Here is a 17,902-nt window from a genome sequence, read left to right as displayed (position 1 = left end):
CCCCAGTGTTTATCGTTGCTCATATCGCAATACGTTACGGTATAACGAAAGCCGTGAAATTTCCGTTCTTAAATGCACTATCTAAAGGCGCTCAACCTGTCGCTTGACTGAAGCCTTGACCGAAATGCTGCGGAACGCACATATTACGTTCGTAATTTTATCCAAGGACTACGTTTACCCATTCCGATCCGATTCACTCCAGGAGTACACCATGAGCATCTATGACGTCGTGATTCTGGGCGGAGGCCCCGGTGGTTATAACGCGGCGATCCGCGCCGGTCAGTTGGGCCTCAGAGCGGTTTGCGTAGAAGGACGCGCCACGCTCGGCGGCACCTGCCTGAACGTCGGTTGCATGCCATCAAAAGCGCTGCTGCACGCCTCCGAACTCTACGACGCCGCCATGGGCACGGAATTCGCCAACCTGGGGATTGACGTCAAACCCACGCTTAACCTCGCGCAGATGATGAAACAAAAGGATGAAAGCGTTGCCGGATTGACCAAGGGCATCGAGTTTCTGTTTCGCAAAAACAAAGTCCATTGGGTCAAGGGATGGGGCCACATCGACGGGCCCGGCAAAGTGACGGTGACCGACAGCCAGGGCGGCAAGACCGAACTGAACACCAAGAACATCATCATCGCCACCGGTTCCGAGCCCACTCCCCTGCCCGGTGTGGACATCGACAACAAACGCATCCTCGATTCGACGGGCGCGTTGTCGCTGACCGAAGTGCCCAAGCATCTGGTGGTGATCGGCGCCGGAGTGATCGGCCTGGAGCTGGGTTCGGTGTGGCGGCGTTTGGGCGCTCAGGTGACGGTAATCGAGTTTCTCGACCGGATCTGCCCCGGAGTGGACAGTGAAGCAGGTAAAACGCTGCAACGTTCGTTGAGTAAACAGGGCATCAACTTCAAATTGAGTTCCAAAGTTACCAGCGCCACAACCTCGGCGACCGGCGTTCAGCTCAGGGTCGAGCCCGCCGCCGGTGGTACGGCCGAAACGATTGAAGCTGATTACGTGCTGGTGTCTATCGGACGCCGGCCTTACACCCAAGGCCTGGGGCTGGAAAACGTAGGTCTCGCCACGGATAAACGCGGCATGCTCGCCAACAAGGGCCATCGCACCGAAGCAGCTGGCATCTGGGTGATCGGCGACGTGACGTCCGGGCCAATGCTCGCCCACAAGGCCGAAGACGAGGCCATGGTCTGCATCGAGCAGATTGTCGGCAAGGCGGCCGAGGTCAACTACGATCTGATCCCCAACGTGATCTACACCAAACCCGAACTGGCCAGCGTCGGCAAGACTGAAGAACAACTGAAGGCTGAAGGTCGTGCGTACAAGGTCGGCAAGTTTCCCTTTACCGCCAACAGCCGGGCAAAGATCAATCACGAAACCGAAGGCTTCGCCAAAGTGCTGGCCGATGAGCGCACCGACGAGATTCTCGGCGTGCACCTTGTGGGTCCAAGCGTCAGTGAAATGATTGGCGAGTACTGCGTGGCCATGGAATTCAGCGCCTCTGCCGAAGACATTGCCCTGACCTGCCATCCACACCCGACCCGCTCCGAGGCTTTGCGTCAGGCGGCGATGAATGTGGAGGGGATGGCGACGCAGATGTAAGCCTGGAGGTTAGCGGTGGCGGGTCTATCGCCTTCGCGAGCAGGCTCGCTCCCACATTGGTTTTGTGAACGCCACAGATCAAATGTGGGAGCGAGCCTGCTCGCGAAGGGGGCGACTCGGTCTAAAGCGGTAAATGCTCCAGCGGCAACGCCCCCGGCGTCTTCACCGTATGAATCGCAAAGTTACTGCGAATGTCGCTTACACCCGGCAACTTCAGCAAACGCCCCGTGAGAAAACGGTCATAGGCACGCAGGTCCGGCACCACCACTTGCAGCAGAAAGTCCGATTCCCCTGACACCAGAAAGGCCGAAATCACCTCGGGCAACGCGGTCACGGCCAGGCGAAAGGATTCGGCCTGCTCATCGTTGTGCCGCTCGACCTTGACCCCGACGAATACCGTCAGCCCAAGCCCTACTTCGTCGCGATCCAGATTGGCCTGGTAACCGCGTATCACCCCGGCTTCTTCGAGCATCCGAACCCGGCGCAAACAAGGCGAGGCGGACAGACCGATCTCGTCAGCCAGTTGCACATTGCTCAGGCGACCATCCCGTTGCAGCGCTGCGAGAATCTTGCGGTCGTAGGCGTCGAGTTTCATGGTTTGGCAGATCCTGATGGTTTACCTGCAATTGAGTGGCAGGTTATGCCAACCGGAAGCATTTTAGAAGCGAACTACGCAACCACCTGCCCTGCCCTTCAGCCCTAGACTGGCCGTACCGAATCGATAACGAATGGGGTGCAACATGGCAGGACTCTGGGTGTTTTTCATGGCGCTGGCGGTGGTCTATCTGTTACCGGGCCCAGACATGATCCTGTTGTTGCAGACCGGTGCTCGTCAGGGCAAAGGCGCGGCGCTGGCGACTGCGGTGGGTCTGGGTGTGGCCCGGGGATGCCATGTGGCGTTGGCAGCGTTGGGGTTGGCGGCACTGTTCAAGGCTGCGCCCTGGACGTTCGACGTGGTACGCCTGGCCGGGGCCGCCTATCTACTGTGGATCGGCATTCAATGCCTGCGAACCACAATGCTGCCGAACTTGAACGGAGCAGACGCCACCACCGAGAAACCTCGCTGGCGTGCAGCGATCCAACGCGGTTTGCTGACCAACCTGCTCAACCCCAAAGCATTGCTGTTCTGCTCGGTGCTGCTGCCGCAGTTCATCGATCCGAACGCCGGGCCGGTGCTCGCGCAATTTGCGACCCTCGGGATTGTGCTGGTCGGTGTCGGCTTGCTGTTCGACAGCGCTTACGCACTGACCGGCGCAGCGCTTGGCCGTTGGCTGCATCGCAGTCCTTCAGCCCAGCGCCTGCAGCAATGGCTGTTTGGCAGCCTGTTGATCGGCTTCGCCGTGCGGCTGACCTTTGTGCAACAGGCTTGAGCCTTACCGCGTCTTGCGGCGGCGATTGATCAGCAACAGCGCCGCCGCCGTGACCGCTATCACACCGCCAATCTGCAACGGTGTTTTGTAAGGCCGCAGCTGCGAGCGCGCGGCGTCGGTGACCTGGGTCACATAGCGCTTGTCGACGTTCTGAAAGTCCGGTTCCTGGCATTGGTGACCAAAATCGCCGGCCCAGACCACATACGGGCCTTCCTCGACATACCGACGGTAGAAAGCGCTTTGCTCTTGCAGGCTGGTGCCCCACGACGAAGCCTTGCACAGCACCGAAGCAAACGCCTGACTGCTGTGGGGCAGATGATCAGCGGCCTTGCTCGCCAGCGCCGTGGCGACAAAACGGTAGTGGAAACGCTCATCAGGCTGCGCCACCGTGGCTTGCTGACGCCGCATTTCGCCCTCGGCCATCAGCGGCCCAACCTTGAGCTGGGGCGCTTCCAGACTGTAATTGCCGCCGAAGGTGGCGTAATCCGGGGACAGCTCGTAGCCCAACAACTCCATTCCGTCGAAACGAGCCAGTGTCGCGGCATAGTAATAAGCGAATGCCCGTTTGGTCGGCCACCATTTTGATTCAGCGTCGTGGCGCAACTGCCCGTACCACTTGGCCTTGGCCTGCAAATCGGCGTTATCGAAATAGGCTGGCGCTTCGTCGTACCGCTCTTCGCGCAACAAGCGCCGCCCGAGCAAATTGCGCAGTTTCGCCGCCACCGGTAACTGCACGTAGTTATCGCGATCCTGCTGAGTCAAAGGTGGCGGCGCCGGCACTTGAGTGTCGACGTATTGCTTGAGCTCATCGACAGTCAACACGCGCTCGGCGACCGTGGCGGCGTCGAACCAGTAGATATCTTTACTGCGATAAAGCTGATCGAACGCTTGCAGGTAATCCCCGCGTTGCAACGCCAGGATCGCGCTTTCACCCTCAACCCGGCACTTGGGCTGGAGCGTTTCGAAGTCCCAGTCTGGCGTGCGCCGCTCACCCCACGACTCGTTCTGCGGGAAGGCCTGGGCAGCCTTGGCATACGCCGCGGCAGCCGCGTTTTTATCGCCATCGCGCACGGCCAGTTTGGCCCGCAGCCACCACGCCAGTCCGCCATCACCGGCGTGTTCGAGGAACGCCTTGGCGCTGGCGTAATCACCCTGTTGATAATTCACCGCCGCCAGGCGATCAGCATTATCGAGGCTGCCGCGGGTGCTGTTCTGCAGCAGTTTGATCAGTTTCAATTCATTCGGCGGTTGATCACCGAATGACCAGCCCAGTCGGCTGATCAACGACGCTGTCACCAGTTGCTGCACCGGTTTGCCCTTGAGCAACACGGCCAGTTGATCGTCAGGCATCGCCGCGAGGTCGGCCACCAACAGTTTCAACGAGGTGTAACCCACCGCCGAACCCTGAAGGTTTTGCGTGGCGTAGAGTTCGATGGCGCGGTTCCAGTCGCCGGCGGTGCGGGCCACGCGGGCCTCTTCGCCAAGACTGGCGACGCCCAGTTCCAGTGGATCGCTAAAACCGTCGATGCTCAGTTGACGGGTCTGCTCGAAGGCCTTTCGAGATTGAGCCAACAAGTCAGGGCCAGCGTCCGCTTCGTAGCTCATGGCAAACAGCGCCCGGCCTAACGAGTAAGCCGCCCAGGTGCTGCGCAACGCCCGTTGATCCGCTGGCAATGCCAGCACCTTCTGGAAGTACTCGGCGGCCAGTCCATGATCACCGGCATTAAATGCCACAGCACCGGCCAGATAAAGCTTGAGTTCAGCCGGCAGGTTCGCGCCCTGAATCTCGACTTCATGCGCATCGGTCAGGCTGCGTAACTGTTTCACCAGCACCTGCTGCTCAGCCGTCAAACCGGATTGTTCAGCCTTGTCCCGCTGTTCTGCGGAGTCGGGCGCATCCATGTTATAGGCGGTTTCGGTGACATTCTTCAGCCCGGCGACCGCATGCCCGAGGCGACTGATTTCAAATCTGAAGTTACCTTCCGGCAATTCCGCCAGCGACTGGCCGCGGTTGTCCAGCAGACGCATCGGAAAGTCCGGCCCACAGGCCAGCGCCGAACCCAGCGGCAGACTGAGGCTCAGGCAAAGCAGATGGCGGGGCCAGTTACGGGTCAACATTCGAACCTCCTTGATCAATATGTTCGCAACGAGCCCAACCCACGGCGCGCTGCCCGCCGGCCGGTATTCGACCGTCGCGCAGGCGGGTGAAGGTAAGCAGATCCGGACGCTGTTGCAACGCATAACCGGCCAGCGCATCGGCACCGTCACAGCCCTGCACCGCGAGAGTCAGGCGTTCGGGCCAAGCGCTGTCGAGGTTGCCCTGATTGCTGAGGCTGATGTCATAAAGGCCTTCTTGCGCGGAGAGTTTCAGCGCCAGGTGACTGTCGAGGGCATCGCCACGCGCCACGGCGCTCAAGGTCGTCAGGCTCCAGGCCCGGCGGTCGCTGGCCAGCGGCAGACGAAACCAGATCAGGCCCGCCAGATGCGCCGGTGGATCGTTGCGCAACTCGCTCCCGAGCCGGCTCAGTTGCTGCGGATCGGCGAGCAATTCCCGGCGTTTTCCGCCCTGTTCGATCGGCACTTCGCTTTCCACTACCGGTGCACCGCCGCCTCCCGGCAACAACGCCACACCATAGGCCGGCAGCGCCAGATAGAAAGGTTTCGAAGTGATGCGGCTCCAGGCCTTGGTCCATTGTCGGGCCAGATCCGGGTCGAACAGGCCAAGACGCGGATCGCTCACCGCGTGCACCTGCAACACGCTGCTGTCGACTGTGGATAACAATGCCGGCAATTCGGGACTGTCGAGCCAGGCCGGCAACGCGGTGATGCTCAGCGCAATAGTGGCCGGCAGAACTGCGCGCAACTGCGTAAGAAATTCGCGGTAGGCCAGTAGCCGAACATTACCGGCATCGTGGTCAATTTCCACGCCGGAGAGATTCAACCCCTGACCTTGCCAATCGCCGAGCACCTGCAGGATCTGCGCGGTGACTGCGTCCCGATCCAGCGACTTGAGCTGGCCATCGAGACGAATCACCGCGATCAGCGGCCGACCATCACCTTTGAGCAGCGCTGGATCAATCCGCGCCCGGCTCCAACCCGCCTCAGGGAATGCCTGCAAGGCCAGCACCCGCAGGGTGGAAAAGTCAGCGCGGCTGTCTCTCAGCGCCGCTTCGTGGGCCGGTGTCCATTGCCGTTGCCAGACGTAGAGTTGCTGATCGAGCGCTGGCGCGTCCTGTCGTTCGCAACCGCTGAGCAACGCCACCGCGACAATCAACGCCGACAGACGAGCGAAAAAATACATAAATCCCCTTGAGCCGAATCAGATCCTTTGTAGCAGCTGTCGAGCCTGCGAGGCTGCGTTCGGCTGCGTAGCAGTCGCCAATACTACGTGCACGGTGTATCTGAAGAACCGCTGTGTCTGATTTTACGACTGCTTCGCAGCCGAACGCAGCCTCGCAGGCTCGGCAGCTGCTACAAGTCGAGGACCAAAGGCTGCGACCCCTGCGCCGGAATCGCACAACAAATCAGCACTTGTCCGTCATCCGGCACTTCGGCCGGCGGCTGTGGATAATTCACCTGGCCGCTGATCAGACGAGTCTTGCAGGTCCCGCAGGAACCGCCGCGACAACTGAATTCCGGGCGCAATCCACGGCTTTCCGCCAACTCCAGCAAACTGCCGCCGTCCGGTTGCCAGCGAGCCTCCTTAGCCGAGCGCTGAAACACCACCGGCACCGAGGTGGTAGCTGCGGGTGGTTGCTCGATGATCACCGCATCGGGGTCCGGCACCCGGCGCAAGGTCGAGGGGCCGAAGGTTTCGGCGTGAATCCTTGCGTCACGGATGTCCAGTTCCCGCAGACCGTCGTACAGCCCTTGGGTAAAACTTCCCGGGCCACAGAGGACAAAATCCAGCTGATCGTAGTCCTCCACTTCAACGAGGGTCTTGAGCAGCGCGGTGTCGATCCGCCCCGTCAGGTCGAAATCCTCACCCTCCAAAGCCCCCGCTTCCGGCTGACTCACCAGACGCAGCACCCTGACCGCGTCACCTGCGCCATCAAGCAAGCGATCCAGCTCAGGACGAAACACTTGATCGGCCAACGTCCGAGAGCTCTGGAAAAACCAGGTCGGCCGGATGCGGCGGGTGCGCAGGCCTTGATAAACCACTTCGCGCAGCATCGACAGCAGCGGCGTGATGCCGACACCGGCAGCCAGAAGCACCAGTGGCCGACGTTCATTAGGTGCCACGGTGAAATGCCCTTGAGGCGCGCGGGCCTCCAACAGATCACCGACGCGCACCTGTTCATGCAGATGCGAAGACACCAAGCCTTCACGCTTCACGCTGATGCGGAAAAAGTCATCGGACGGCGCGCTCGACAGGCTGTAAGTGCGGATGTGCACCACGCCGGCAATGTTGAACCGCAGCGGCAAATGCTGCCCGGCCTGAAACACTGGCAACCCCGCCCCATCGGCAGGCTCCAGATAGATCGAGCGGATGTTGTGGCTTTCCTCTTTGATGCGCGCCACCCGCAGCGGCCGCCAACGATCGCCCAACGCCTGGGCTTGTAGACGGGCGTTGGCCTGCTCCCAGGTGCCGGTCAGCAAACTGGTGGGCGACACACCGTCAAAGCGCCAGCGCAGAGCAAGCGCGCCGGGCCGACGCACCACGCTTTCCACCTCGAATGTCCACAAGCGCTCGGCCCCTTGAAACGCCTCGACCTGTGGGCCTTCAAGAATGACTTCGGTGCGACCGCTGAGGTGCAGCAGGTCTCCCGAATTGAAATCGATAAACAGCAAACCGGCCCGGGGATTGAGCAGCAGATTGCCCAAGGTGTTGAAAAACAGGTTGCCGGCGAAATCCGGAATGGTCAGGCGATTGCCTTCTACTTGTACGAAACCGGCCTGGCCGCCGCGGTGAGAAACGTCCACTGAACGTTGGCCATCGACGTCCACGTAACTGGCGACAAAGAACGTATCGGCTCCCGCGATCAGGGTTCTGGCCGCTTCATCCAGCCCGTTGAGGTGTTGCGCGATGCGAGTCGACGGATCCGCCAACGGCACCGAGTGAAACTGGCGCAATTGAATGTATTGCGGGCAATTGCCGAAGGACTGCTCCACCGCCACATCGAAGCCGCTCGCCGTCATCGCGCCGACTCGGCCATTGAGGCGGTTGCGGCGACGGGTGTGCAGTTCGATTCCCAGCAGGCCGATCGCCGCGCCCTCCGTCAATTGCGCAGGATCTTCAGCGCCCGGCAGGCTGCTGAATTGCAGCGCACCCGGCGTGGGCGAGTGAGCGAAACCCGGCGGCCCGTCAAGAATACTGGCCCAAGGATTACCGTCGGCATCCACCGCGCCGTACAGCATGAACGGCAGTTGCTCATAGAACGTGCGGTGCTGATCCGGCATTTCACTACGAATCACCTTACGACCGAGCACCTCCATTCGCTCGGCAATGCCTACGTGAGCCTGCAATTGTTTCTCGCCGGCGTGCCAAGGTGAACGGTCCACAACGACTTCTCCCCTGCGCCATCGGCGCAGTGTGAACGACCCGAGAGTGTCGGGCCGTAAGCATCAGGCAGTTTTTTGCAGACCGGCAACGGTGCGCGGCATGCCGACAAACCCTGGCAAGGCTTCGATCCGCGCCAGCCAAGCGCGGATGTTGGCGTAGTCCTCCAAGGACACGTTGCCTTCTGGCGCATGGGCGATATAGCTGTAGGCCGAAACGTCAGCAATGGTTGGCTCGGCGCCGGCCAGATACGGCGTTGCAGCCAGTTCCTGATCGATCACTTTGAGCACGGTGTGGGAGTAAGCAATCACCTCTTCAGCGTTGTAAGCCGCCCCAAACACCGTGATCAGCCTCGCTCTGGCGGGGCCAAAGGCAATCGGCCCAGCGGCAATCGACAACCAGCGCTGAACCTTGGCCGCCCCGACCGGATCGGTTGGCAGCCAACGACCGTTGCCATATTTTTGCGCCAGATAAACCAGAATCGCGTTGGAGTCGGCCAGCACCACGCCTTGATCATCGATGACCGGAATTTGACCAAAAGCGTTGAGCGCGAGGAAATCCGGCTGTTTGTGCGCGCCCTTCGGCAAATCGACAAAGATCAGCTCGGTTGGCAGATGCAGCAGGGACAGCATCAGCTCTACACGGTGAGCGTGGCCGGAACGTGGGAAGTTATAGAGCTTGATCGCTTGCATGGTCGACTCCGCTGGGTGGTGGCGCCTATTGAACAGTGTTCAGCACCGATGGGGCGCTATCTTCCACCCGCAACCAAAACAACAGAATAACCAGCCAACGCAATCCATTATTTCACTCAGAGAAATAATCCATCACGCCTGCAAGGACGGATGCTCACGTAGCGCGCTCACTGCAAAATCCACAAAACTGCGGATCCGCGCAGGGGCTTTGCGCCCACCCTGATAGACCACATGGATAGGCAAGGGCGGAAGTTCGAAATCCGCCAGAACGATTTCCAACTCACCGGAGGCGACTTTGCTCGCGACCTGATAAGACAGAACCCGGGTCAGCCCCAAACCCAGGCACGCCGCCGTAATAGCCGCCTGATTCGCCGTCACCACCAGGCGCGGCGCTGGTCGAACACTCAGCGGCTCTCCCCCTTCGAGGAACGGCCAGGTTTTCGACTGACCGATAGAGGACGTCGCAATAACCGGCGCCTGAGCCAGATCCTGAGGATGTCGAGGTCGACCATGGGCCGCCAGGAATTCCGGCGAGCCGCAAATCACCCGCCGAACCTCACCCACGCGAATCGCGTGCTGATTACTGTCGGGCAACTCACCGATCCGCACGGCGATATCGATGCCCTCCTCGACCATGCTGACCACTCGATCGACCAGCAACCCATTGATGCTGACTTCAGGAAACTGCGTCAGATAATTCACCATCACTGGCGTGACAAACAGCTCACCAAACAACACCGGTGCGGTAATTGTCAGTTGCCCACGCGGTTGAGTGTGGCTGCCCGCCGCCGAGTCCTCGGCTTCCTGTACCTCGGCGAGAATCCTCCGACAGTCTTCCAGGTAACGCTGACCCGCCTCGCTCAAATGCACACTGCGGGTGGTGCGCGTCAGCAGCAACGTGCCGATGCGTTTCTCCAGCGCCGCCACGGCTCGAGTGACGCTGGCGGCCGACAGGCCCAAACGCCGCGCCGCCGCCGAGAAACCTTGGTCTTGGGCGACGGCAGCGAAGACCTGCATTTCCTGGAATCGGTCCATGGGCGTGTCCTCATTGAAAATCAAAAGATTGCAGTCACGTCAGCTGCTTGTAGGTTGACCCTGATCCCGAGGAAGAGATTACGCTTAGGTTATGGACCCACATGCTTTCTGACGACAATTTAAATCAGCCAAGCTTTATCGAAACTATCTGGCATGAGCCCGAGCGGTGATCAGAGTATCCAAGGGGTTCTGCACATGCCGATGGATAATTCAGGTCGCTGGACAACCGCATCTTTCACTTACCACCTGGTCCTGCTACACAATCGAATTCCAGTCGAAATCTAGGGTGTTCTTAAATAATGGGATGACGAGACTGTAGGTAAATTCTGCGAAATTGAAAAAAAATCGATGATGTCGCCGGGGGCCATTGCGAAAAATAAATCGTTTAGCTTGTTCCTATCGAAGCTCCTTCAAGGGAGAAAAAATAAGAAAATTGAAATCTGTGAATAAACCACATTAAGACCATTCAAGAATATCAATTACCAGTTATTAATCATGGGTCTATGCAACAAACCTATTTTTTCGGCTGACAAAAAAACCCAACTAAAACTTCCTTCGAATTACCCGCAACCCTGTAAGAATATTCTCTTGTTTGTGCAGGCAACGTCCGAAAGACACTTACAGTTAAACCAAACCCGATTGAGGATATAAATTAATTCTTTGACATTCCCGCCCTCATCTGTAAAAAATCTAGGTGTTGCGCAACAGACCCTCTCAAACGCAATACTAAGGATGGAGTAACAGTTAATGGATTCTAAAGTTAATGATGTAACCTTCGAGCTTCAACTGGACGCAGAAACTGCGGAAAAATTTTCCGTCATTCTGAACGATGAAAGCCTCATGCACGCCGGTTTTGTGGCACATCAGTCGAACAACAACGTGTTGACGCTGGCTCTGGCTGAAGACGTAAAAATCGCAGCCTGAAAAACGGGAGGGAAGTAATTCCCTCCCGCTTTCTATTGTGTCGAACATGATACTTGCTGATACCTTTAATCACTAAAAGGTGATCCATTATGCAAAGACTAAGTTCGAGCCTTCGTCGACGCAGTGCCGAAGAAACATTAAAAATTATCGTCAACAATATAGCCCCGCGCGTGGGCATTACCCGAGTGACCGACACAACTTGGCTGGACCGCATTGGTATTCCGGTGTTTGCCAGTATACGACCCGGTGCATTGAAGGGTTCGCTGTGCGTAAATGCGGGTAAAGGCCTCAGACCAGCAGAAGCCAAGATAGGCGCATACATGGAAGCCATCGAGTTCAGCCTTGCGCAATACAATACGGCGCAACTGAAGCTGTTAAAGACCACGCCGAGGCAACTCATTGAAAGCCACGAAGGACGAATAGCGTTCAATCAGTTCTGCATGTTGTATGGCGTCTCTGCCGACGCCGACTCGCTCATCATGGCCATCGAAGTTGAAGATGTATTGCGCAAGCAAAAGGTGCTTTCCCCCGCCGAACTGGTGTTCATTCCCTACCCCGAAAACCCCGGGCAACAACTCTTCGGGGAAAGCTCCAGTGGCCTGGCTTCAGGCAATGACTTGGTGGAAGCCTCGGTACACGCTGTATGCGAACTCATGGAGCGAGATGTTCAAGCCTTTAATCACCTGCATGACCGCTCCTGCCTCATCAATCTGGACCACTACAGCGCAGAAATTGATGCCCTGATCAAGAAAATCAATGACGCGGGGTTGAGCCTGTCGGTTCGTTACACCGAGAACTGTTTTGGCCTGGCCTACTTTCAGGCTTTTATTATGGAAGAGTCCTCCCACGCGCCCATCTCTGTCGCCACCGGTTCAGGGTTGCATCCCATCAAGGAAATCTCCTTGATCCGGGCCATCTGCGAGGCGGCCCAAAGCCGTTTAAGCCACATACACGGCGGCCGGGACGACATCATCGAGCGCGTCAAATATTTCGAGAAAAAGGGCCGTTCGGCCGAACTTCAGGCCATCTCACGCTTGCGTACCGTAGCTACCTCCCGGGACCAGATGATCGATTACTCCTCCATCGAATGCCAGGAAGCCGCAATCCCCACGATCGAATCGACCTGGGATTTGCTCATCGAGCGGTTGCAGCGCATCGGGCTCAGTACCGTGCTAAGGGTCTTGCTCAGCAAAGCGACGGACGACATCACTGTGGTCAGAATTATTATTCCGGGGCTTGAAACCTTTGAACCCGGCTTGAAAAGGGTCGGTCCGAGGTTAAGTACGTATGTCAAACAAAGCGCTTGAGGTTTGCACACTGTTTGCTGGCCCCTCCCTGCAAGGAATAGACAGTCAGTTACTGTGCAGTGACGGCCTGATATTACGCCCGCCCGTCAAACGTGGCGATATCGAGCGTCTGGTGGCGCAATCGCACCCCTCGGATCTGGCCATTGTCGATGGTGTGTTCCATGCGCACCCTGCTGTCGGCCATGCCGAGATACTCGACGCCCTGGGCGCGGGTTGGCGCATTTGGGGACTGTCGTCTATGGGCGCCATTCGCGCCTGTGAAATGGATACGCTGGGAATGACAGGTTTTGGTGAAGTGTATCGACAATTCGCCAGCGACCCAGACATGTCCGACGACGAAGTGACCCTGATACATCAAGCACAAGAGCCTTTTCTTTCACTCAGCGAACCACTTATTCATATCAGGAAGTTTTTAAGACAGTGGGCGACCGAACAGATCATTACGCTAGAGCAAGAACAACATCTACTTCATTACCTGAAAAACATGTGGTACGGACATCGAACTCTAAATTGTTTGAAAGAAGCCTTGCTGGTACTCCCTGTCGCGGCGAAACAAATAGACAGCGCCCTGGCCAACTTTTCTGCCTACAGAATAAAGAGCTTGGACTTGATCGATTTTCTCAAACTGCAACCATGGACGAGACGGTAAAACAGAATGTCGCCATCAGAGATACTGTGTGAAATAAACGGTTTGCCCTTTGTGCACCCCATGTTCAACAGCATAAAACTTTTAACGCTTGTCGCTGTTGTACGTAAAAATATCGAGAGCGGCGAGTTACCTTTAACCGCCTATTTACAACCAGGCTTTGCCACCCGCCTGTATAACCGGCACGTCGAAGGTGCACCCGAATTTCCACCTCATCAAGCGCTCGGTAACGCCGAGCAGGTCATGTTGGCCGAAGCGAAGAGCAACCTCAAAGCCTTGCTGCCGGAATGGACCGGGTTATTGGACCTACCGGTTAAAATACATAAGTTACTGACTCAACAAGTCAGCCTGACCAATCCCGTGCTGCCGCAACAAATGTTTCTGGGTGAAGCCGCGTTTACCAGCATTACGGACCTTGAAGAGTTACTGGTGCATGAACTGTCCCATATCTGGTCCAGTTTGATTGCCGAGATTTATGACTTCCAGCTCAAGGACAGTTCGAACAACTACATACTGCCATCAGGAACCGACGGCAAGAATCCCAGGGGAGTTTTACTGGCGTGTCTGTTTGCGGTCAGCGCCGTGAACTATCACCAGCGGTTACTCGCTAGCGGTTCCGTGCGAGCTCGTCCCGAACGACTCGACTACTTGCACCAGTATTTCCTCAAAAGTCTGGCCACTCTCAAGGCTTCGGCCGAACTGTCCGAAATCGGAAAACTGATCACCTCCAGGCTGGATGCGTTTTCCAGCGAACTGACAACTGACACCGCTCAAGGATGACTCATGGCAGTCGTACACTTTCCCCGGCAATTTATGTCGTACACCGATCAGCATAAAACACACGCCACTGAGGGCCTGTGTGTCAGCGATGTACTGAGCAACCTGACCGCACGGTTTCCCGACCTGATTGGCCCGGTCTTCTCTGAGGACCTGCACCCGCTGCCGTTCGTGGGGTTGTTCGTCGACGGTATGCCCGTGACCAGTGAGCATGACCGCCGTTGTCCCTTGGACAGTAACGCGCAATTGATTCTGATCAACGCCGTGGCAGGTGGCTGACATGCAATGCAACCTGAAGACGGACACCTCCCGTTACGCCCGCCAGATCATCCTCAGCGAGGTCGGCGCTGAGGGGCAGCAGCGCCTAAAAGACAGCAAGGTGCTGGTGGTCGGTGCCGGGGGTCTGGGCTGCCCGGTACTCCTGTACCTGGCAGGTGCTGGCGTTGGGACGATCGGCATCATTGATAACGACATCGTCGACGTGAGCAATCTGCACAGACAAATTCTCTATTCGATTGCCGATGTAGGCGACCTGAAAGTGTTGGCAGCCAAGCGCCACATCAACCAGTTGAACCCCGACATCGTTGTCCACACCGTTGCCACGACGCTGAACCCGGACAATGTCCTGTCGCTGCTGACGGAATACGACATCATCGTCGACGCCACTGATAACTTCGACGCCAAATACCTCATCAGTGACGCCTGTATGGAGTGCGAAAAACCGATGGTCTATGCCTCGATCAGTCAGTTCGAGGGGCAGGTGTCGGTATTTAATTATTACAACCGACACACCCAACAACGGGGGCCGTCCTTCCGGGATCTGTTCGAAACTCCGCCGCCACCGCACTTGACACAAAACTGCTCGGAAGCGGGAGTTCTTGGCGTCATACCTGGTTTGCTCGGTTGCTTTCAGGCCAATGAAGTACTCAAGCTCATCCTCCGTGCCGGGGAGCCATTGAGCGGGCAATTGTTGTCTATCGACGGCCTGGACAACACTTTCCACCTGTTGAGCATAAACAAGAAAGCACGGAGCCGGCCCCCTGCTGGAACGCTTGGCACCGCGACCACACCTGAGTGGCGCGACAGCGACTGGCTGTCACCCGAAACACTAAATGGTTGGATAGCGACACAAGCGCCATTTCAATTGGTCGATGTGCGCGACGTCAGCGAGCATCGGCAAGGTTCGTTGGGCGGTGGACTGATTCCGCTCAAAGACATCATCAAGCGCCAGGAAGAGCTCGATACCACCCGCCGTATCGTTTTCTATTGCAAATCCGGTGTCAGGAGCAAGGCAGCCCTAATGGCAGTTCGCAGCGTCACCCAGGACGCGGAACTCTATAGCCTTGAGGGTGGCATCGAGCGATATCTCTCGATCTACCCTGATGAGCGTCACCCGGTCGTTTCTTGAACGCCTTTGCTTGCACAGTCGCCCTATCAGGATCAAAGGTACGTCAATGAGTGCAAATTTTTCAGGCATTACATGGGGCTTTCCCGGCATAGACCGGCGTCTGCTGAAAGTGCAATTCAGCTTTTTGCTTATGGTTTTGGGTGGACGGTGCAATCAACTGGCGGTGGCCTGGTGGGCCTTGCAGGAAACAGGCTCTGCACTCTACTTCGCCAACATGATTGCCTGTTCCATTGCGGCGGAGGTGTTAGCCAAACCCCTGTTGGGATGGCTGGGGGACAAGTACAACAAAATCCTGATCATCAAGCTGGCCTCATGGATCAGCCTGCTGACAGCGCTGTTGATGGTGGTGCTTTCCGCCACGGGGTCGTTCAACCCCTGGACGGTGGGCGCGCTGATGATGATCAGCAGTGCGATCGTTGGCGTGCGCGACCCTCTCCAGGCGTCGATCATTCCTTTGTTCGCAGACGACGATAAAGTCTCCGTGGCCTTTCGGACCAAAAGCGTGATGTCGTCCTTTTCGATTCTGCTGGGGCCGGTACTGGCCAGCGGGTTGATTTACGGGTTCGGTATCACGCTCGCCTTTGTTGCCGATTTTTTTGCGATTCTCATCGCCGGGGTGTTGATCGCGACCATCCCGAGCCACATCGGTGCCACTGGCCAAGGCGAAAAAACACCGGGTGCCAGCGGCTTCAGCATGATTTATTCCGGTTTCAAAGTGGTTTACGGAGTGAAAGTCGAATTTTACCTGGCCATCATTGCAATGCTGATCAACTTTGCCCTGTTTCCGTTCTTCACCATTCTGATTCCACTGTACGTAAAGGACGTCATCCAGTACCCGATCACTTACATTGGCCTTCTGGACTCGTGCTTCGGGCTGGGCATTCTGGCGGGCAGTTACAAGATCATCGGCTGGTTATCCGACCGGGTTCCCCGTGACATGTGTGTGTCCGCAGGTTTTGCATTACTAGGGTGCAACCTGGTGGTTGTCGGCACCGTTTCATCGTCGTTCATCGTACCCGCAGGCTTTTTCTGCGGCGGCGTAGGCCTGATGTTGATCAACATCCCCACCTCCGCAGTGAGGCTGCTGGCGACGCCCAAGCTCCATCGCAACCGGATTTTTGCCACGGTTTCATTTCTGTCTGCGGCAGCCAGCCCCTTGGGCAGTTTTGCGATGAACACCCTGATCGCCTATCTGGGGGTCGCACTGACAATCACGCTGCTAGGCGTCATGGTGTTGCTGTTGTCTCTGCTGGTCTTTCTGGTACCCGATTTCAAAACGTTCATGCGTTCCCCAGATACGCAGCTCAATGATGCCTACCTGGGCAAATACCCTGAAGCGTTTGCGCACTGAAGCGCCTCGCCGTACCCCCGCCTATTACAAATGGAGTTGCCTTTTACCATGCCGGATTTCAAGGATCGACCTGAGTCTGCTCGACATGAACAGATCTTCTGCGGCCAATATTATGATGACATGGGATGTACCGGTTTCTTGGGGGATCCGTCCAAGAATCGAATCTCGGTTCTGATGCTGGGGCTTTCGGACGGTGTGGCGCTGGCGCCGATCGCAGCCAGCACGAGAGTGGCCAGTCTGTTGTCTGTTGATCTGGACGAGACCGCATTCTCGCGCAGCCTCGACAACCGGAACCGACTTGCAGCGAATATCGTCTTTGACAGTGTGGTCGCCGATGCCGCGCACTTCCTGGACGTCACCCCCGACCGGTACGACGTCATTATTGTCGACCTCTACACCCAGAGCGGTTATGCCCCGATAGTGTTTGATCACGGGTTCCACCAACTATTGAAGAGCCGCCTCAATCCCCTCGGTCATGTGGTGTTCAACGGTTTTGGCGTCCCCATGAATCTGGACCCGTTCAACGGTCCTACGCCCCAGGCTTGGCTAGCACACTGCCTGAACGACAGCTGGGGCGACATTCATTACCTGCCGCACCGACGCAATGCGACGTTCATTATCGGCCCACCTCCATCAATCACTACGCGCACCGCACCGGCGTTGGAGTCTTTATGCGCAAGTGACCGGCTCTTTATGGACATCATGAGCCTTCGCCTGCGCTACCTGACACCTACGGTTATCCGTCACGCGACGCTTGTGCCTCCGGCGCTGGATTTCGTCGGAATTGATTTGGAGGTGCAAAAACGCTGGATGGACTCGTTACCGGCCTTGTCTGCGCTGCTTCCAGCCTCGCTGAAGCTGAGCAAACCCAACGATCTTCGCGTGTTACTGGATGACCCTGACGCTTGCCAAGCGCTGCAAGAGAGATTATTGAAGGACAAGTCTCCGCTGCGTACCACGCTGGCGTTGCTGGTCGCAGGCGAAGTCAACTTCTCGGACCGCGATATGTCGTGGCTGCCCGACTGGGTCGTGTCGACATTGGAGAACAGTGTAGAAATCCACCCACGAGATTGGCTGGAAGGTTTACTCCCTTATGCCTATGGAGTCATTACCCACAGAACTCGAGGAGATATAGCCAAAGTGGAAGGTTTTCGGCGGGCGCTAGAGCGATTATCACCAAATGCTCCCATCACGCTCCCACGACAAATGAAACCTATATCAGGATAGTTCAGCTATCAGACGTCAAAATACCGAGCCGCTAATTCAAGAGTTTCAGCGGG

Annotated in this window: 16 protein-coding genes; 10 read left to right on the top strand and 6 right to left on the bottom strand. The window is 57.3% G+C overall.

Annotated elements, in window-relative coordinates; genetic code table 11:
* Nucleotides 1–211 precede the first annotated feature (211 nt).
* Complete coding sequence (lpdA, locus tag ACSQ87_RS00765) at nt 212–1,612, top strand: dihydrolipoyl dehydrogenase (RefSeq protein ID WP_223431341.1); 1,401 nt, start codon at nt 212–214, stop codon at nt 1,610–1,612.
* A gap of 121 nt (nt 1,613–1,733) precedes the next feature.
* Here the strand turns inward: lpdA and ACSQ87_RS00760 are convergent, their stop codons facing one another.
* Nucleotides 1,734–2,207 (bottom strand): Lrp/AsnC family transcriptional regulator, encoded by a 474-nt coding sequence (locus tag ACSQ87_RS00760; protein WP_163910566.1) that lies wholly within the window; start codon nt 2,205–2,207, stop codon nt 1,734–1,736.
* Between the two features lie 145 nt (nt 2,208–2,352).
* Here ACSQ87_RS00760 and ACSQ87_RS00755 point away from each other — a divergent pair, with 145 nt between their 5' ends.
* Nucleotides 2,353–2,982, top strand: a complete 630-nt coding sequence (locus ACSQ87_RS00755) for a LysE family translocator (RefSeq protein ID WP_436273166.1) — start codon at nt 2,353–2,355, stop codon at nt 2,980–2,982.
* Nucleotides 2,983–2,985: 3 nt separating this feature from the next.
* Here the strand turns inward: ACSQ87_RS00755 and ACSQ87_RS00750 are convergent, their stop codons facing one another.
* The 5 genes from ACSQ87_RS00750 to ACSQ87_RS00730 form a co-directional block, all read right to left on the bottom strand.
* The gene (locus tag ACSQ87_RS00750) at nt 2,986–5,100 is read right to left on the bottom strand and encodes a hypothetical protein (protein WP_436273165.1); all 2,115 of its coding nucleotides are present in this window, start codon (nt 5,098–5,100) and stop codon (nt 2,986–2,988) included.
* Nucleotides 5,087–6,283: a DUF3142 domain-containing protein gene (locus tag ACSQ87_RS00745; RefSeq protein ID WP_436273164.1), complete on the bottom strand. Its 1,197-nt coding sequence runs from the start codon at nt 6,281–6,283 to the stop codon at nt 5,087–5,089. The genes ACSQ87_RS00750 and ACSQ87_RS00745 overlap by 14 nt, the downstream gene beginning before the upstream one ends.
* Before the next feature lie 170 nt (nt 6,284–6,453).
* Nucleotides 6,454–8,484, bottom strand: a complete 2,031-nt coding sequence (locus tag ACSQ87_RS00740; protein ID WP_436273163.1) for a pyridoxamine 5'-phosphate oxidase family protein — start codon at nt 8,482–8,484, stop codon at nt 6,454–6,456.
* A 63-nt stretch (nt 8,485–8,547) separates the two neighbouring features.
* Complete coding sequence (locus ACSQ87_RS00735) at nt 8,548–9,174, bottom strand: glutathione S-transferase family protein (RefSeq protein ID WP_436273162.1); 627 nt, start codon at nt 9,172–9,174, stop codon at nt 8,548–8,550.
* Nucleotides 9,175–9,306: 132 nt separating this feature from the next.
* Nucleotides 9,307–10,209: a LysR family transcriptional regulator gene (locus ACSQ87_RS00730; protein ID WP_223431347.1), complete on the bottom strand. Its 903-nt coding sequence runs from the start codon at nt 10,207–10,209 to the stop codon at nt 9,307–9,309.
* 747 nt (nt 10,210–10,956) lie between these two features.
* Between ACSQ87_RS00730 and ACSQ87_RS00725 the strand changes: the two genes are divergently transcribed.
* The 8 genes from ACSQ87_RS00725 to ACSQ87_RS00690 all read left to right on the top strand — a co-directional run bounded on the left by ACSQ87_RS00725 (nt 10,957) and on the right by ACSQ87_RS00690 (nt 17,849).
* Nucleotides 10,957–11,133: a hypothetical protein gene (locus ACSQ87_RS00725; protein ID WP_436273161.1), complete on the top strand. Its 177-nt coding sequence runs from the start codon at nt 10,957–10,959 to the stop codon at nt 11,131–11,133.
* Between the two features lie 89 nt (nt 11,134–11,222).
* Nucleotides 11,223–12,440 carry a YcaO-like family protein gene (locus tag ACSQ87_RS00720; protein WP_436273160.1) on the top strand — a complete coding sequence of 406 codons (1,218 nt, stop codon included), beginning with the start codon at nt 11,223–11,225 and terminating at the stop codon, nt 12,438–12,440.
* The gene (locus ACSQ87_RS00715) at nt 12,421–13,089 is read left to right on the top strand and encodes a TfuA-like protein (protein ID WP_436273159.1); all 669 of its coding nucleotides are present in this window, start codon (nt 12,421–12,423) and stop codon (nt 13,087–13,089) included. Before ACSQ87_RS00720 ends, ACSQ87_RS00715 begins: the two co-directional genes overlap by 20 nt.
* A 60-nt stretch (nt 13,090–13,149) precedes the next feature.
* Complete coding sequence (locus tag ACSQ87_RS00710) at nt 13,150–13,866, top strand: hypothetical protein (protein WP_436273158.1); 717 nt, start codon at nt 13,150–13,152, stop codon at nt 13,864–13,866.
* Between the two features lie 3 nt (nt 13,867–13,869).
* Nucleotides 13,870–14,142 carry a MoaD/ThiS family protein gene (locus ACSQ87_RS00705; protein WP_436273157.1) on the top strand — a complete coding sequence of 91 codons (273 nt, stop codon included), beginning with the start codon at nt 13,870–13,872 and terminating at the stop codon, nt 14,140–14,142.
* Nucleotide 14,143: 1 nt separating this feature from the next.
* Nucleotides 14,144–15,271 (top strand): molybdopterin-synthase adenylyltransferase MoeB, encoded by a 1,128-nt coding sequence (gene moeB, locus ACSQ87_RS00700; RefSeq protein ID WP_436273156.1) that lies wholly within the window; start codon nt 14,144–14,146, stop codon nt 15,269–15,271.
* Nucleotides 15,272–15,317: 46 nt separating this feature from the next.
* Nucleotides 15,318–16,622, top strand: a complete 1,305-nt coding sequence (locus ACSQ87_RS00695; protein ID WP_436273155.1) for an MFS transporter — start codon at nt 15,318–15,320, stop codon at nt 16,620–16,622.
* Nucleotides 16,623–16,670: 48 nt separating this feature from the next.
* Complete coding sequence (locus tag ACSQ87_RS00690) at nt 16,671–17,849, top strand: spermidine synthase (RefSeq protein WP_436273154.1); 1,179 nt, start codon at nt 16,671–16,673, stop codon at nt 17,847–17,849.
* The last annotated feature ends 53 nt before the right edge of the window (nt 17,850–17,902 follow it).

Source organism: Pseudomonas sp. LjRoot277, assembly GCF_964253845.1.
Taxonomy (GTDB): domain Bacteria; phylum Pseudomonadota; class Gammaproteobacteria; order Pseudomonadales; family Pseudomonadaceae; genus Aquipseudomonas.
The sequence above is the reverse complement of the archived record's forward strand: the minus strand, read 5'-3'. Positions and strand labels throughout refer to the sequence as shown.